The 13,226-nt window shown below is 63.0% G+C and carries 17 protein-coding genes; 4 read left to right on the top strand and 13 right to left on the bottom strand.

Annotation, left to right across the window (positions count from 1 at the left end; genetic code table 11):
* Positions 1-67 precede the first annotated feature (67 nt).
* Positions 68-802: a response regulator gene (locus FQV39_RS04855; RefSeq protein ID WP_149129272.1), complete on the top strand. Its 735-nt coding sequence runs from the start codon at positions 68-70 to the stop codon at positions 800-802.
* A 155-nt stretch (positions 803-957) separates the two neighbouring features.
* Here the strand turns inward: FQV39_RS04855 and FQV39_RS04850 are convergent, their stop codons facing one another.
* On the bottom strand, positions 958-1,161 hold the full coding sequence (locus tag FQV39_RS04850; RefSeq protein ID WP_149129271.1) for a hypothetical protein: 204 nt from the start codon (positions 1,159-1,161) through the stop codon (positions 958-960).
* 41 nt (positions 1,162-1,202) lie between these two features.
* Here FQV39_RS04850 and FQV39_RS04845 point away from each other — a divergent pair, with 41 nt between their 5' ends.
* Positions 1,203-1,433 (top strand): hypothetical protein, encoded by a 231-nt coding sequence (locus FQV39_RS04845; protein WP_149129270.1) that lies wholly within the window; start codon positions 1,203-1,205, stop codon positions 1,431-1,433.
* 11 nt (positions 1,434-1,444) lie between these two features.
* Here the strand turns inward: FQV39_RS04845 and FQV39_RS04840 are convergent, their stop codons facing one another.
* Both FQV39_RS04840 and FQV39_RS04835 read right to left on the bottom strand, forming a co-directional pair.
* Positions 1,445-2,449 carry an ABC transporter ATP-binding protein gene (locus FQV39_RS04840; protein WP_149129269.1) on the bottom strand — a complete coding sequence of 335 codons (1,005 nt, stop codon included), beginning with the start codon at positions 2,447-2,449 and terminating at the stop codon, positions 1,445-1,447.
* Positions 2,446-3,429, bottom strand: coding sequence for a zinc-dependent alcohol dehydrogenase family protein (locus FQV39_RS04835; RefSeq protein WP_149133661.1), 984 nt, complete (start codon positions 3,427-3,429; stop codon positions 2,446-2,448). The genes FQV39_RS04840 and FQV39_RS04835 overlap by 4 nt, the downstream gene beginning before the upstream one ends.
* Positions 3,430-3,655: 226 nt before the next feature.
* On the opposite strand from FQV39_RS04835, the gene FQV39_RS04830 reads away from it, so the two are divergent.
* Positions 3,656-4,600 carry a poly-beta-hydroxybutyrate polymerase N-terminal domain-containing protein gene (locus FQV39_RS04830; RefSeq protein WP_149129268.1) on the top strand — a complete coding sequence of 315 codons (945 nt, stop codon included), beginning with the start codon at positions 3,656-3,658 and terminating at the stop codon, positions 4,598-4,600.
* On the opposite strand, the gene FQV39_RS04825 is transcribed toward FQV39_RS04830, so the two are convergent.
* Positions 4,483-4,881 (bottom strand): phasin family protein, encoded by a 399-nt coding sequence (locus FQV39_RS04825; protein ID WP_149129267.1) that lies wholly within the window; start codon positions 4,879-4,881, stop codon positions 4,483-4,485. The genes FQV39_RS04830 and FQV39_RS04825 overlap by 118 nt on opposite strands.
* Positions 4,882-4,997: 116 nt before the next feature.
* On the opposite strand from FQV39_RS04825, the gene FQV39_RS04820 reads away from it, so the two are divergent.
* Positions 4,998-5,471, top strand: coding sequence for an NUDIX hydrolase (locus tag FQV39_RS04820; protein WP_149129266.1), 474 nt, complete (start codon positions 4,998-5,000; stop codon positions 5,469-5,471).
* Between the two features lie 143 nt (positions 5,472-5,614).
* On the opposite strand, the gene FQV39_RS33590 is transcribed toward FQV39_RS04820, so the two are convergent.
* The 9 genes from FQV39_RS33590 to FQV39_RS04775 form a co-directional block, all read right to left on the bottom strand.
* Entirely contained in the window at positions 5,615-6,448 is an 834-nt protein-coding gene (locus FQV39_RS33590) for an Hsp20/alpha crystallin family protein (protein WP_248313502.1), read from the bottom strand.
* Positions 6,449-6,560: 112 nt separating this feature from the next.
* The gene (locus tag FQV39_RS04810) at positions 6,561-7,115 is read right to left on the bottom strand and encodes a Spy/CpxP family protein refolding chaperone (RefSeq protein WP_187640173.1); all 555 of its coding nucleotides are present in this window, start codon (positions 7,113-7,115) and stop codon (positions 6,561-6,563) included.
* Positions 7,116-7,429: 314 nt separating this feature from the next.
* The gene (locus tag FQV39_RS34325) at positions 7,430-7,675 is read right to left on the bottom strand and encodes a DUF2933 domain-containing protein (RefSeq protein ID WP_149129264.1); all 246 of its coding nucleotides are present in this window, start codon (positions 7,673-7,675) and stop codon (positions 7,430-7,432) included.
* A gap of 174 nt (positions 7,676-7,849) precedes the next feature.
* Positions 7,850-8,302, bottom strand: a complete 453-nt coding sequence (locus FQV39_RS04800) for a universal stress protein (RefSeq protein ID WP_149129263.1) — start codon at positions 8,300-8,302, stop codon at positions 7,850-7,852.
* A 355-nt stretch (positions 8,303-8,657) separates the two neighbouring features.
* Positions 8,658-9,137 (bottom strand): DUF779 domain-containing protein, encoded by a 480-nt coding sequence (locus FQV39_RS34200; protein ID WP_349238581.1) that lies wholly within the window; start codon positions 9,135-9,137, stop codon positions 8,658-8,660.
* 138 nt (positions 9,138-9,275) lie between these two features.
* Complete coding sequence (locus FQV39_RS04790) at positions 9,276-11,408, bottom strand: heavy metal translocating P-type ATPase (protein ID WP_248313248.1); 2,133 nt, start codon at positions 11,406-11,408, stop codon at positions 9,276-9,278.
* Positions 11,401-12,078, bottom strand: coding sequence for a methyltransferase family protein (locus FQV39_RS04785; protein ID WP_149129262.1), 678 nt, complete (start codon positions 12,076-12,078; stop codon positions 11,401-11,403). Before FQV39_RS04785 ends, FQV39_RS04790 begins: the two co-directional genes overlap by 8 nt.
* Complete coding sequence (locus tag FQV39_RS04780) at positions 12,071-12,388, bottom strand: DUF2933 domain-containing protein (protein ID WP_472840674.1); 318 nt, start codon at positions 12,386-12,388, stop codon at positions 12,071-12,073. The genes FQV39_RS04785 and FQV39_RS04780 overlap by 8 nt, the downstream gene beginning before the upstream one ends.
* A gap of 69 nt (positions 12,389-12,457) precedes the next feature.
* Complete coding sequence (locus tag FQV39_RS04775; RefSeq protein ID WP_349238580.1) at positions 12,458-12,988, bottom strand: Spy/CpxP family protein refolding chaperone; 531 nt, start codon at positions 12,986-12,988, stop codon at positions 12,458-12,460.
* Positions 12,989-13,226 lie beyond the last annotated feature (238 nt).

Below are 13,226 nucleotides of genomic sequence, written 5' to 3'. Positions count from 1 at the left end.
TAGCGTCTGTATAAATTCGTTACCGATTGTAACAGCCGATCCTTGGCTCTATCCGGAACAGCCCGCCATGGCCGAACCGGCGTCCCGCAACGCCCATATTTTGGTCGTGGACGACGATCCGCGCATCCGCCAGATGTTGAGCCGCTACTTCGAGGAGGAAGGCTATCACGTCAGCGCGGTGGCCAACGGGCGCGGGATGCGGGACGCGCTGCAACGTTTCGCGATCGACATAATTCTGCTGGACCTGGTTCTGCCCGGCGGCGAGGATGGTCTGACGCTAGCACGCGAGGTCCGCTCACGGTCGGATGTGCCGATCATCATGCTGACAGGGCGCGACGAGGTTGTGGATCGGATTGTCGGATTGGAGATCGGAGCCGACGATTACATCGCAAAGCCGTTTCATCTGCGGGAAGTCCTGGCAAGATTGCGCACTGTGCTGCGCCGCCGCCATCCCCGGCCCCTTCAATCGATCGATACCGAAGAGGGGGAGGTAATCCGATTCAATGGATGGGTGCTTGACGCGTTGCAACGCCGATTGGTGACCCCACAGGGAGCGGAAGTGGGTCTCACGACGGGGGAATTCAACATTCTTCTGGTGATGGCCAAGCATCCCGGGCGCGTCTTCTCACGCGATACATTGATGAATTTGACGCGAGGCCGCAACTACGAGGCATTTGACCGAGCGATCGACGCACAGATCTCGCGCCTGCGTAAGAAGATCGAATCTGACAAGAATGCGCTCCCGCTGATCAAAGCTGTGCGAGGAGTCGGCTACGTCTTCACAGGGCAATCGTCGGCCTAGAGACCGTGCAGGTCGCCGACCCTGCTTTGAGGGCCGCGCATCTCATCCGAGAAAATGGTGCGGCCACGCTCGCCTGCGAAGTACTGCCGGAGCCAGGGATGCTCGGAGCGAGGAGGTGAACTCGTTCCATTCCCGGCACCATCCGGGTTGGAGTGTCAGCGGTTGTCCTCGTAGGCGTCGTCATCGTCCCCGGATCCGCCGGGCATCATGGCGCGGCCGGGCCCCATCACCCCCCGGCCCATCATCCCTTGCCCCATCATGTCGCGGCTGCCCATCCGGACGAGCACTTGCAGCCGCCGCTTCTGAGCCTCGTCGAGCGTCGCATAGAGCGGCGACGCGGCGTCCGCGAGCTTGCGCATGGCGTCCGCTCCCGCTCAGCCGGCCGCATCGCTTCCTCGTCATGACCTCGCTCGGCGCTCTCGTCGTCGCGCTGATCCTGGCGCTGACGCCGCTCGGCCATCCGTTTGGCTTCGTTACATTGCCAGTGCCGATCTTGCTCTCCATCCTGGCGATTGCGGCCCTCTATCTCGCATTCGCCGAGATGCTGAAGCCGCAGGCGATGCGGGCGGGAGGGAGCCGGAGAGCGTCGCGCGCTCACCACTCCACCACGCGCCGCTTCCGCCCGTTCTGAGCGTCGCGACCTCAGCAGGCGGCCACGGCTACGGAAGGAATGTCACCGGGGGAGGATTCAAGCGCTCGGGTGATGAGGCCGTACTTCACGGTCGTCATCGCGAGGCCGCGCGCCCAGTCGACAACGTCGTTCCATGGGTCGACGATCCGTCCGGTCGCGGACAGAAAGGTGACGACAGTGGCGATCTCGGTCTGCCCTTGTACGACCAACACGCAGCCGATGCCGAGCACGAGCAGGTTGCCCAGGGAATAGGTCAGATTCATCAGGAAGTTGAGGGAGAATTTGATCTCGAACATGCCGAGATTGAGCGTGAACACCTCGTCCAGGCGACGTGCGCTCGATTCCACTTTCGATGGTGACAGGATTTCGTCGCCAAAGCGCCGCAGAATGCGGGTCCGCTGCGCCACGCGGCGGTTGATCGCTCGCTGCATCAGCGGCACGAACACGAATTGCGGCGTCAGGATCAGAAGACTGGCGAACATCATCTTGAGGTCGAGTACGGCGAGATAGACGAAGACGCTCGCCAGAAAGCCGATCTCGACGATCGGAAGGCTGAGGCTTGAGCCGACAAAAACGCCTATGTCGTCGGCTTCCCCGAGGATCATGGCGAGGCCGGTCCCATTGGTGAGAGCGGAGTCTTCCGCGCCCATGCCCTCCAGCCTGTGGGTCACCACGAGGCGCAGATCCCGTGTCGCGCATTCGCCGAGCCAGGCGCGGTAGACGTTCATGGCCAGCTTCGCCAACCCGAAAGTCAGGATGATGGCAAATTGCAGCGCGACAAGCGTCAGGATGGCTGAGAGGCTGCCGGCATGGACGGCCGTGTCGATGATGCGCCGCTGCGTTTCAATCGGAGCGGCATTGAGCAGGAAGACGGCAACGGAAAGGGCACAGACTGCCGCCTGATGCCAGCCGCCCGACCAGAGCACGAAGCGCAGGAACGAGGACGGTAGGGTCAAGCCCTGTGCATGCGGGCGAGGGGGTTCGGCGATCGACGCGATGAATTGCGAGAAGATCATGGAATGAGCACCGCCGCGCCTTGCAACCGCCCGGCGCGCAGATCCGACAGCGCCTCATTCGCCTGGCTCAGCGGGTAAACGGTCGTTTTGGTCGCAATGCCAGCTTGCCGCGCAACCGACAGAAATTCATGACCGTCTGCCCGCGTGAGATTGGCGACCGAGACCAGCTCACGCTCCTGCCAGAGCAGGTCGTAGCCGAAGCTCGGAATGTCGCTCATGTGGATCCCGCCGCAGACGACGCGCCCGCCCTTGGCGACGGCGCTCAGGGCCAGCGGTACGAGCGCGCCGACGGGCGCGAAAATCAGCGCGGCGTCGAGCGGCTCGGGCGGCTTTTCCTCGGAGCTGCCAGCCCAGTGCGCGCCGAGCGAGCGGGCATGGGCCTGTGCTGCCTCGTCGCCCGGGCGCGTGAAGGCGTAGACCTCGCGGCCTTGCCAGTGGCAAATCTGCGCGAGGATATGAGCGGCTGCCCCGAAGCCGTAGAGGCCGATCCGCCGGGCTGCGCCCGCGCTGCGCAAGGCGCGCCATCCAATGAGTCCTGCGCACATCAGCGGCGCGGCCGCGACCGGATCGGGAAAATCGTCCAGCGGAAAGACATAGGCCGCGTCGGCGATGACATGGCTGGCGAAGCCGCCGTCGCGCGTATAGCCGGTGAACTCCGGTGAATCGCAGAGATTCTCCCGAAGGCTGCGGCAATAGGGGCAATGTCCGCATGTGTGCCCCAGCCAGCCGAGGCCGACACGCCGGCCGAGCAGGTCACCGGCGACGCCCGGTCCGACCAGTTCGACACGGCCCACGACTTCGTGACCGGGAACGCGCGGATAGTGCAAGTTTGGCAGTTCGCCGTCGACGACGTGCAGATCCGTGCGACAGATCGCGCAGGCCTCGACCCTTATCCGCAATTCCCCGGAGCCCGGCATCGGATCGGAGCGTCGCTCCTCGACAAGCGGTTGACCCGGAACCGTCAGAACCATCGCTTTCATCGGCTTCTCCGGCCAACGCGCAACGGAATGATACCGGCGCGATACCGAGCCGGCCTTGATCAAGCTCAAGGAGTATATGGCTCTCAGGGCGCATGTTGGCGAACAGTTTTTAGATCGCCGCGCGTCCGATCGGACGCGATAATGATGATCTACATCTTTGTTATCGCATCGGATTCTTCCAAAAAGTGGAGTCCACTTTTCGGTCCGATGCCATAGGGAAAGAGCCATGCAGTCCTCGCCGCGAGCCGGTTTGGCCGGAAACGCCCAACGACCACAACCTTGCCGGGAGGAGGCGCTCGGCTCGGAGGCCTTCTCGGCCATTGACCGCATGCGGCAGGCGTGGAGCGCGAAGTTCACCGGCGGGTTTTCGCCGATGGCCTTGACACTGGCCTATCTCGACTGGGCCGTTCATCTTGCGGCCGCGCCCGGCAAGCAGCTCGAACTCGCCAACAAGGCCGCACGCAAGGCCGCTCGCTTTGGAACTCACCTTGCGTCGGGCCTCTTCCAGGCGGATGCTGGTCCCTGCATTGCGCCGCTGCCCGGCGATCGCCGCTTCGCGGCGGCGGAATGGAGCACGCAGCCCTTCAGCTTCCTGGCGCAGGCGTTCCTGCTCAATCAGCAATGGTGGCACAACGTCACGCATGAGGTGCCGGGCGTCGAGCGTCATCACGAGGAGGTCGTCTCCTTCGTCGCCCGTCAGATCCTCGACGTCTTTTCCCCCTCGAACAATCCGCTGACCAATCCGGAGGTGATCGAGCGCGCCCGCAGGACCGGAGGGGCCAATTTTATCGAAGGCTGGAGGAACTGGGTCGAAGACCTGCAGCGGCAGCTCGCCGGCCAGCCACCCGTCGGCACGGAGCGCTTCGTCGTCGGCCGGGACCTGGCGGTCACGCCAGGCAAGGTCGTCTTCCGCAACCACCTGATCGAGTTGATCCAGTACGCGCGGCGCCTCATTCGCTCCGGCATGATGACATCGGACTGCAAAGGCCGCCGGACGCGCCGCCTGAGCTGGCCGGCGAGCGCGGCAGCTCAGACGGGCTCCCGCGCAGACCTTCAGGCCGCAGCCTTCTGGGCGCCCGTCCAGTTCGACACATACTCGGCGCTGATCCCGGTCCAGGCATCCATATTCTTGCGGGCGAGCGTGGACAGTCTCTCGGCCTCGTCGGCGTAAGCGCCTCCGGCGCTTTTAGCGAAATCCTGCTGGGCGTCGACCGCCTGGGAAATCTCCTTGCAGCGGCCGAGCTTGGCGCAGAGTTCGGCCTGGGCCTCCATTCTGCGTCCCATGAAGGCCAGGATTTCCGAAGTCATCGCGAGCTGCGTTTCCCAGATCTTTTGCGGCAACACGGTTGCCGAGGCGAGCTGCGCTTTGACGATCTGCATCCCTTCATCGACCATGGCGGTGGCCCCGGTCTGGTCGGCAGCAAGGGAGTCGGTGACAGGCTTCGTAGCCATGCGAACCTCCTGAATTGTCTCTGCCGCCTAAGTTGCGACGGGTGGGAGTTTCCTCGCGGCGCGTCGCCCGGTCCTTGACGCATCGCAAATTCGGACACTGGCCGAGGTTTTTTTTAATGGCTTCCTGCAGTGTCGGCATTTTGATGTATCGCCTTGCGGAAGAAGGAGCCGAAGTCCTTCTCGTCCATCCGGGCGGCCCGTTCTGGCGGCGCAAGGATCTCGGCGTCTGGTCCATCCCCAAGGGCGAGCCGCAGCCGGGCGAGACCGCGCAGGAAACCGCGCGACGGGAGTTCGCAGAAGAACTGGGAGCTGTACCGTCAGGCCCTCTTGTACCGCTCGGGCGCATTCGGCAACGGGCGGGGAAGGTCGTCGAAGCCTTTGCGCTGAGGGGCGAACTGGAAGCGGAAAAGGCTCGCTGCAGCAGCGAGGCTGAGCTCGAATGGCCGCGCGGTAGCGGTCATATCCGCCGCTTTCCCGAGATCGACCAGGCGGCGTGGTTTTCGCTTCCGGAGGCCCGACTGCGCATCCTGGCGGCGCAAGGCGAACTTCTTGAACGTCTTGAGAAAAAGCTGGCCGACGAAAGCGCGTGAGCAGTCCTGCTATGATGCCGGATGATGGCCGCGGCCGACGCTCTGTCGTGCGATACCGCCGTCTTCAGTTCGAACGGCCGGCGCGGCAAGCCATCTGGGTCATGAGACTCCAGTCGCGCCGGCCGTCAGGCGCTTCCGGTGAATCAGGCCGCTTTGACCGGGATAATGTCTTCCTTTGGCTGAGCCTTCGCCCGCCGCGGTACGGTGATGCTCAGAATGCCATTGGCGTACCGAGCTTCGATCTTGTCCGCGACGATATCATCCGGCAGCCGGAACGAGCGAAAGAACGAGCCGTAGCGCCGCTCAGAGACATAGGCATCCTCGTCCATGCGCTCCTTTTCGCTCTTCTTTTCTCCACTGATCGTCAAGAGCCCGTCCGATAGTTTGACCTGCACATCAGCCGGCGCGATCCCTGGAAGCTCCGCCGTGATGTTGTAGAGTTCGTCCGTCTTGGAAACGTCGACGGCAGGGACGCTTCCCCAGCGTTCGAAGCGGGGCAGAGACAAATCGAAGGACAGCGGAGCTGCAAGGGGCCGCCGGCCAGAGCGGAAGCCGAAATTGTCGAACAATCGATCCATCTCGCTCCAGAAGCGATCGAAGCCGGCCAATTCGGATTGAGGGGAGCCAGGCTCGTGCGTTTCACCTTTGATCGGGAGCCTGGTTGCTGGTTCTGCCATGATCGCCTCCTGTGAGAGATGGCGGGCGGCATCACTCCGCGGATCGTCGCGCTTGCGCCGCTCGATCGAAGCCCGGCGCACGGCATCCGGCCAGCCGGGGATGATGAACGATTCAAACACGCATCGATCTCTGCCGCTTTGAGAAAAATCAAAAACGCCGGCTCGGAAAGCTGAAGGACACCGGGTTAGCGGGTCTAGGCATGATATCGCCCCGATCGCTTTCGCAAGGGAGCAGGTCGTCGAATTCTCGGCCACCTCACCGAGATCCATCGAGATTTGACTTGCCGGCGCATTGGCCATCAACTTGGGATGGATGAGAGGGGGCTCGCCTGCTTTCGCTCACACCACGGCCGGACGGCTCGGAGCGAGGAGGTGAACTCGTTCCATTCCCGGCACCATCCGGGTCGGAGTGTCAGCGGTTGTCCTCGTAGGCGTCGTCATCGTCCCCGGATCCGCCGGGCATCATGGCGCGGCCGGGCCCCATCACCCCCCGGCCCATCACTCCCCGGCCCATCATACCTTGCCCCATCATGTCGCGGCCGCCCATCCGGACGAGCACTTGCAGCCGCCGCTTCTGAGCCTCGTCGAGCGTCGCATAGAGCGGCGACGCGGCGTCCGCGAGCTTGCGCATGGCGTCCGCTCCCTGGCTCATGCGGTCGGCCATAGCGCGGAGCAGACCCACCGGATCGCTCGCTGCCATCCCGCGGGGCTGGCGCATGGCCTGCATATGGCCGAGATGTAGCGTGGCCAAGTTGCGGATCGCAGTTTCGACGGGGGGCCAAAGCTTCTCCTGGTCGGCGGACAGCTTCAGCCCGGCATGGATTGCGGCGACATAGGCATCGATGAAGGCGCTCATGTCCTCGGCCGAGAATCGGCCCATCTTCCCTCTGCTCATCATGCCACCGGGCATGCCTTGGCCCTGCATCATGCCCCGGCCCATCATCTGGCCCTGCATCATCTGACCCATGGGCATTGGCATTCCGGATTGGCCGGGCGTCGCCTGAGGCTGTGTCGGGGCTGTGGATTGGGCCTGCGTTGCGGCGGCACCACCCGGATGGTGTTGGTCATGGGAGGTTGGTGCCTGAGCCAGGGCGGGTCCGGCGAGAACCAGAACGGTAGCGAGAACAAGCGTTTTCATGGCAGGCTCTCCTTTGCGCGTCAGTCGACCAATGTAAAAAATGATCTCAGCGCATCTTTCGTTTCATGGGCGAAGGGCGTGCTGATCAGATGATGCCGATGGCCTTTGTGCCGCGACCACAAGCGCGGGGCGCGCAATGAGCCTCAACGTAAACTCGGCCATCCCGCAGGCCGCCTGGCCGGCAGGGGGCACTCGCGCTTTCCGTAACGGCAGCAGTGACTGCAGTGCATGAACAAGTACATCAGCGGACAGGCCAATAGCAGAAGGTAGGGCAGGGCGGCCACGATCTGGCCCGTGTGGCTCGCGAACTGGCAAATACCAAGAGCCGCTAGCGCGAGCGTGCAGACCCAGCCCAGGGGCGTGTTGACCACGAGGATCCGCCAGATCATTGGCGGCTCGGGGAGCAGCGTTTGGTATGATGCGCATGTCGACGTCCCCGAAATTCGGAGCGTTCTGATCTTGGGCCTTGCCCGCGAAGGATGCCTTGAGCGAGATCAAGGCGAGGGTCAGGGCCGGGTGTGGCAAGGTTCTCTTTGTCGGCCTCGACGATCTCGTGTTCCTGCCTACCTGACCACTAGGACTGGAACCGAACTGTTGGCGAGCACCTCAGAGGTCTGGCTGCCCAGCAGAAGACGACGGATCCCGCGCCGGCCGTGGGAGGCCATGACAATGAGGTTGCAATGACGGCCATTGGCGGTTGCGATGATCGCCTCGGCAGGATGTGCCTCGGGAACATGGATAGTCTCGGCGTCAACACCAAGCCGATCCGCAGCGGCTTTGGCATCAGCCAGCGTCTTCGCAGCCGCCTCCTTTTGTCTCGCCTCATGCTCCACCGTTTCCAACGGCCCAGGCACCCACCCGGCGCCGGGGGCTGCTCCTGCATAGATCGGAAATGGCTCTGTCACGGTGACGATGGTGACCTTGGCACCAACGCGCTTAGCCAAGGATAGTCCATGATTCACGCCCTTCTGGGCAACCTCCGACCCGTCTGTGGCGATGAGGATTTGTTTGTACATCGTCGGCTCCATTATCGGTGCAGGACCCTCATGCAGCAGCGACTGGTTTGATTTGACGCAAACGCGAGCTCTCACAGTTGGAGTACAATGTCTTCAATACTCCATCGTCCGCGGAGGTCGCCCATGAAAACGGCAATCAAACACGGGCCGGAATCCTGCCGGTCAGACCCGCCTAGGTTCACGATCGAGACAGTCGAAGACTATGCACTCGCGACGCATCGTATCAAGGCGCTCTTGGTACAGGATGGAAGCAGTTTCCGCGAGTTGATAGCGCTCAAGGACGCCGTCCGCGACTGGGAAATGCATCATCCTGGCAATAGACAGGACCGATAACAGGACACGAAGAATGCCGGCATCATTCCGAGCAGTTGGAATGCTGGAAAGAGGACGCCTCTGGCGACCGAAAAGCCAACCCGTCCGAGCAGGCATCCCCGACGTCGGCTGAGGGCCTGTTGCGGTAGCAATGCGTGCAGGCGGCCAATGTCACATCTTGCCCGCATGCTTCCATTCTTCCGACCAGCTCGACCGCAGTATCAGCCGATTGCGCACAAGTTAGAGCGCGCGAGGAAGCGTCGCTCGCGGTGCGCTTCCAGACCTCGAATTGCAAGGCGCCGATGTAAAAGGACGTCTCGCCGATCTTACCGAGCAGCACGTCCCGATCGCCGACAATGAAATCTCCCTCCGGGTAGCACATCGGTGACGAGCCATCGCAGCAGCGGCCGGACTGGTGGAAGAGGACAGGACCGTGATCGGCGATGATTTCGGCGAGCAGGGCGCGCGCAGCCGGCGTCGCGTCAACGAGTTCCTGCGACGTTCTCTCCAACGCTTCCTCCATTCTGAAAATGCACCGCATGGCGCGAAGCCACGCGGTGCCAGTTGGGTGAGGACTCTCAGAAGAAGCCGAGCTTCTTCGGCGCGTAGCTGACGAGCATGTTCATCAGCTGGATCGCCGTGTCTGCCTTGTCAGTCGGGCTCATGCGTGGCGCCTGTAGAAGCGCAGGAACTGCGCGTTGATCGCGACGATCACGGTGCTGGCCGACATGAAGGCAGCAGCAACGGCCGGGGTCATGAGGAAGCCTGTGCCAAAGGTGATCCCGGCCGCCATCGGAATTGCCACAGTGTTGTAGGCGGTCGCCCAAATGAGATTCTGCACCATCTTGCGATAGGTGGCGCGTGAAAGGCCGAGGATCGCGCCGACGTCGCGAGGATCACTCTTGACCAAGATGACGTCGGCCGATTCCACAGCCACATCCGTGCCTGCGCCAATCGCCACGCCGAGATCGGCCTGCACGAGAGCAGGAGCGTCGTTCACGCCGTCCCCGACCATGGCAACGGCAAGACCGCGTGCCTGAAGCTCCTTGATCTTGTCCGACTTCTGATCTGGCAAGACCTCGGCGAAGAATTCGGCCATGCCGAGCTCCCTCGACACTGTCTCGGCAACACCCTTGGCGTCGCCCGTCAGCATCACCGACTTGATGCCAAGGCGAGAAAGCTCCGCGATCGCTGCCCGAGATTCCGGCCGTACGATGTCAGCCAGGGCAAAGAGCGCGCGCGGTTCGCCATCGCGGACGAGCACGACCACGGTCTTGCCCTGGGTCTCCAGCTCCTTGAGCCGCGGATGGCTGATCGGCTTGCCCTGTCGAGCCAGATGACCTGGGCTGAGGATTCGTACGTCCTCGCCGTCGACCTTCGCGGCAATCCCTTCGCCGGTGATATTGCTGACTCCGCTCGCCTTCGGAACCGTCATGTGGCGACGCTTTGCTTCGGCGACGATGCCATGAGCAATCGGGTGTTCCGACTGGCTCTCGGCGGCTGCAGCGAAGGCCAATTCCTCGTCCTCGTCACCACCGCCCAGCAGCACGATGTCGCTGACGCCAAAACGCCCTTCGGTCAGCGTACCGGTCTTGTCGAAGACGACAGCGTTGAGATTGCGCGCGCGCTCGAAGGCGGCGCGGTCGCGGATCAGTAAGCCATTGCTCGCGCTAAGAGAGGTGCTTACCGCCACGACCAGCGGAACGGCGAGTCCGAGCGCATGCGGACAGGCCACGACCATCACCGTCACCATACGTTCGAGCGCGAACTCAAGCGGGGCATCGAGTGCAATCCACCAGACGAGCAGCGTGCCGAAGCCAACGATAAGGGCGATATAGATAAGCCATGCCGCCGCCCGGTTGGCAACGTCCTGAGTGTGCGAGCGGGTCGCCTGGGCCTTCTTCACGAGGTCAATGACCTGGGCGAGATAGGTCGAGTCCCCGGTTGCCGTCACCTTGATGGTCACCGCATTGGCGCCGTTGATCGCGCCGCCGATCGCAGTTGCGCCGACCGTCTTGGAGACGGGCCGCGACTCGCCCGTCAGCATTGCTTCGTTGAAGCCGGACGCTCCCTCGATGATCTCGCCATCGACGGGGACCTTGGCGCCGGGGCGGACGATGACGTGATCGCCGGGTTTGAGCTCGGAGATCGGCACCTCATGCGCAGTGCCATCGATGCCTATCCGTGTCGCACTGTCCGGCAAGAGCCGGACCAACTCCTCGAGGGCGCGCGAGGCGCCCATGACCGAACGCATCTCGACCCAATGTCCGAGCAGCATGATGACGATGAGGGTCACCAGCTCCCAATAGAAGGCCTCTCCCGGAAACCCGAAGGTGACGGCCGCCGAGAAGACATAGGCGGCCGATATCGCGAGAGCGATCAGCGTCATCATGCCGGGCTGGCCCTTGCGCAGCTCGGAGGTGAAACCTGTCAAGAAGGGCCAGCCGCCATAGAGGTAGGCGAAAGTCGAAAGCCCGAAGAGCACGAAGCGATCCCCCGGGAACGTCAATGCCTCAGTTAGACCCAGCCAGTGCTGGATCATCGGAGAAAGCAGCAGGACGGGCGGTGTCAGGGTCAGTGTGACCCAGAAGCGGCGCCGAAAGTCCGCCACCATTGCCGCGTGATCGTGCCCGCCATGACCAGCGTGCTCCGAATGGCTCGATCCCGCTGCCGCGACCATCTTGGCATGACCTACATACCCCTGATCCGTCCCACCATCGGAAGTGTGGCCCTGATGCGCGCGACCGCCATGATGAGCATGGCTCGGAGACTGACCGTTGAGTTGCTCAGCCACGGGTGGGACCTCCTTGCGGCGGAACCGTTGTAGAAGGCCCGCGCCCGAACTTGGGAATGAAGCCCGGGACAGCGTTGGCGTAAGCGTCCCACGCTTCGCCGAACTCCGCCCGGGAGGCGGCCTCCTCTTTCCTGGCCAAGCGCACGTAGACCCAGACCAGTATTGGGAACATGGCGAGCGTCACCAGCGTCGGCCACTGTAGCAGGAAGCCGACCATGATGATGATGAAGCCCAGATACTGCGGATGACGGACGTAATCGTAGGGCCCATCGGTTGCGAGGCGATGGTCTCGCTGGGCGGGGTAAAGACGGTGCCAACTAGCGATCAGCAGCCAGAAGCCGCCGAAGATCAAGATGTTGCTCAAAATGTGGAACGGGCCGAAATGTGGGTGGACGCGCCGGCCGAACATCGCCTCCAGCAGGTGGCCGGCGTCATGCGACCAGAAGTCGACGCCCGGAAACTGCCGTCCAAGCCATCCCGACAGGAGATAGATCGTCAGCGGGAAGCCGTACATCTCGGTGAAAAGCGCGACGATGAAGGCTGAGAAGGCCCCAAGCGAGCGCCAATCGCGTTTGGTCTTGAGCCTGGTGAAGCTCGCGGCGAACAGGATGAACACCGCGGAATTGATGATCACGAGACTCCAGAGGCCGTAAGCGGAGGTCTCACGCATTTCTCCGCTCCCTGGTTGGATTGGAGTGGGCTGCTTCGGAGCTCGGGCTCGAATGGCCATGGCCGCTGTGATTGTCGCGTCCATGATGCATGAACAAGTGCATCAGGGGGCATGCGAGCAGCAGAAGAAGCGGGAGATACCCGAGCGCATGAGCACGATGCTCGGAGAACAGCAAAAAGGCGGCGATCGCTAGGAATCCGATAGCGATCCAGCCGCCCCTCGATCGCCAAAAACTTGGCCGCGACTGTTCAAAGGCACCGCCCGAATTATCGTTCTTGGCTTGCGGCGTATGATCCGCGCCATGATGCATCGACATGGCATACTCCCTGATCTTCGCGATGGCGGAGGCGCACTCGGCCGAGCCGCCTCCAACGACCGGTCACATCGGCCCCATCGCTCCAGGCATGAGAAGCTGGTCTGCGGTCCGCTTTTGCGTGTCGTCAAGCGCGCCATAGAGCGGGTTGAGCGCGGCCTTCATCCGGCGAAGAGCCTCGAGGTGGGCAACGACCATGCGCTCGTGACCATCCAGGCGCTGCATCAAATTGGGCGCCGTCCCGCCTTGCATGGATGCCATCATTTGCTGCATCCCGCCCATCATATCGCGCGCATTGGAGCGGAGAGCCTCGGCGAAGCTGTTCCACAACGGCTGTTGTGCGTCAGTGATCTTAAGCTCGGCCCTCAGGAAGGCGATACGCCCCTCGATGCGCTCCGGTGCCATCATAAGGCCCATCATGCCCATGGCGTTGCCGCGCATCATTCCCATCGGCCCGGCGCCCATCATGTCCCTCATGCCGCCGCCGGCCATGCCCGGCGTGGCCGCTGGGGCTTGAGGTGTGGCGGCAGGGGCGGAGGCTTGGCCCTGCGGCGGATGATGCGCGTCCTCGGCAAGCGCCGGTGCCACGGCGAACATCAGAGCCCCAGCGAACATCAGATTGCGAATTGTCATCATCGTCCCTCTCCCTTCAGTCATGCTGAAACGGCCTGCCCGTCGCGGACTGGCCTGTCGTTGTGAGGTTGCAGGGCCCCCGCGTAGGTATTGTCGAAGCCCCGCTCCCGGTCGGAGTCGCGCATACGCCGTCCGGCCTGGACCATTATCGGTAATGCTGCCGACGAAACGTTCGTCCTGCACCCGGAATGGATTTCCGGGC

Origin of the sequence: Bosea sp. F3-2 (genome assembly GCF_008253865.1) — a bacterium.
In the GTDB taxonomy this organism is placed as follows: domain Bacteria; phylum Pseudomonadota; class Alphaproteobacteria; order Rhizobiales; family Beijerinckiaceae; genus Allobosea.
Note: the sequence above shows the minus strand (reverse complement) of the source record. Positions and strands in the feature narration are given on the sequence as shown.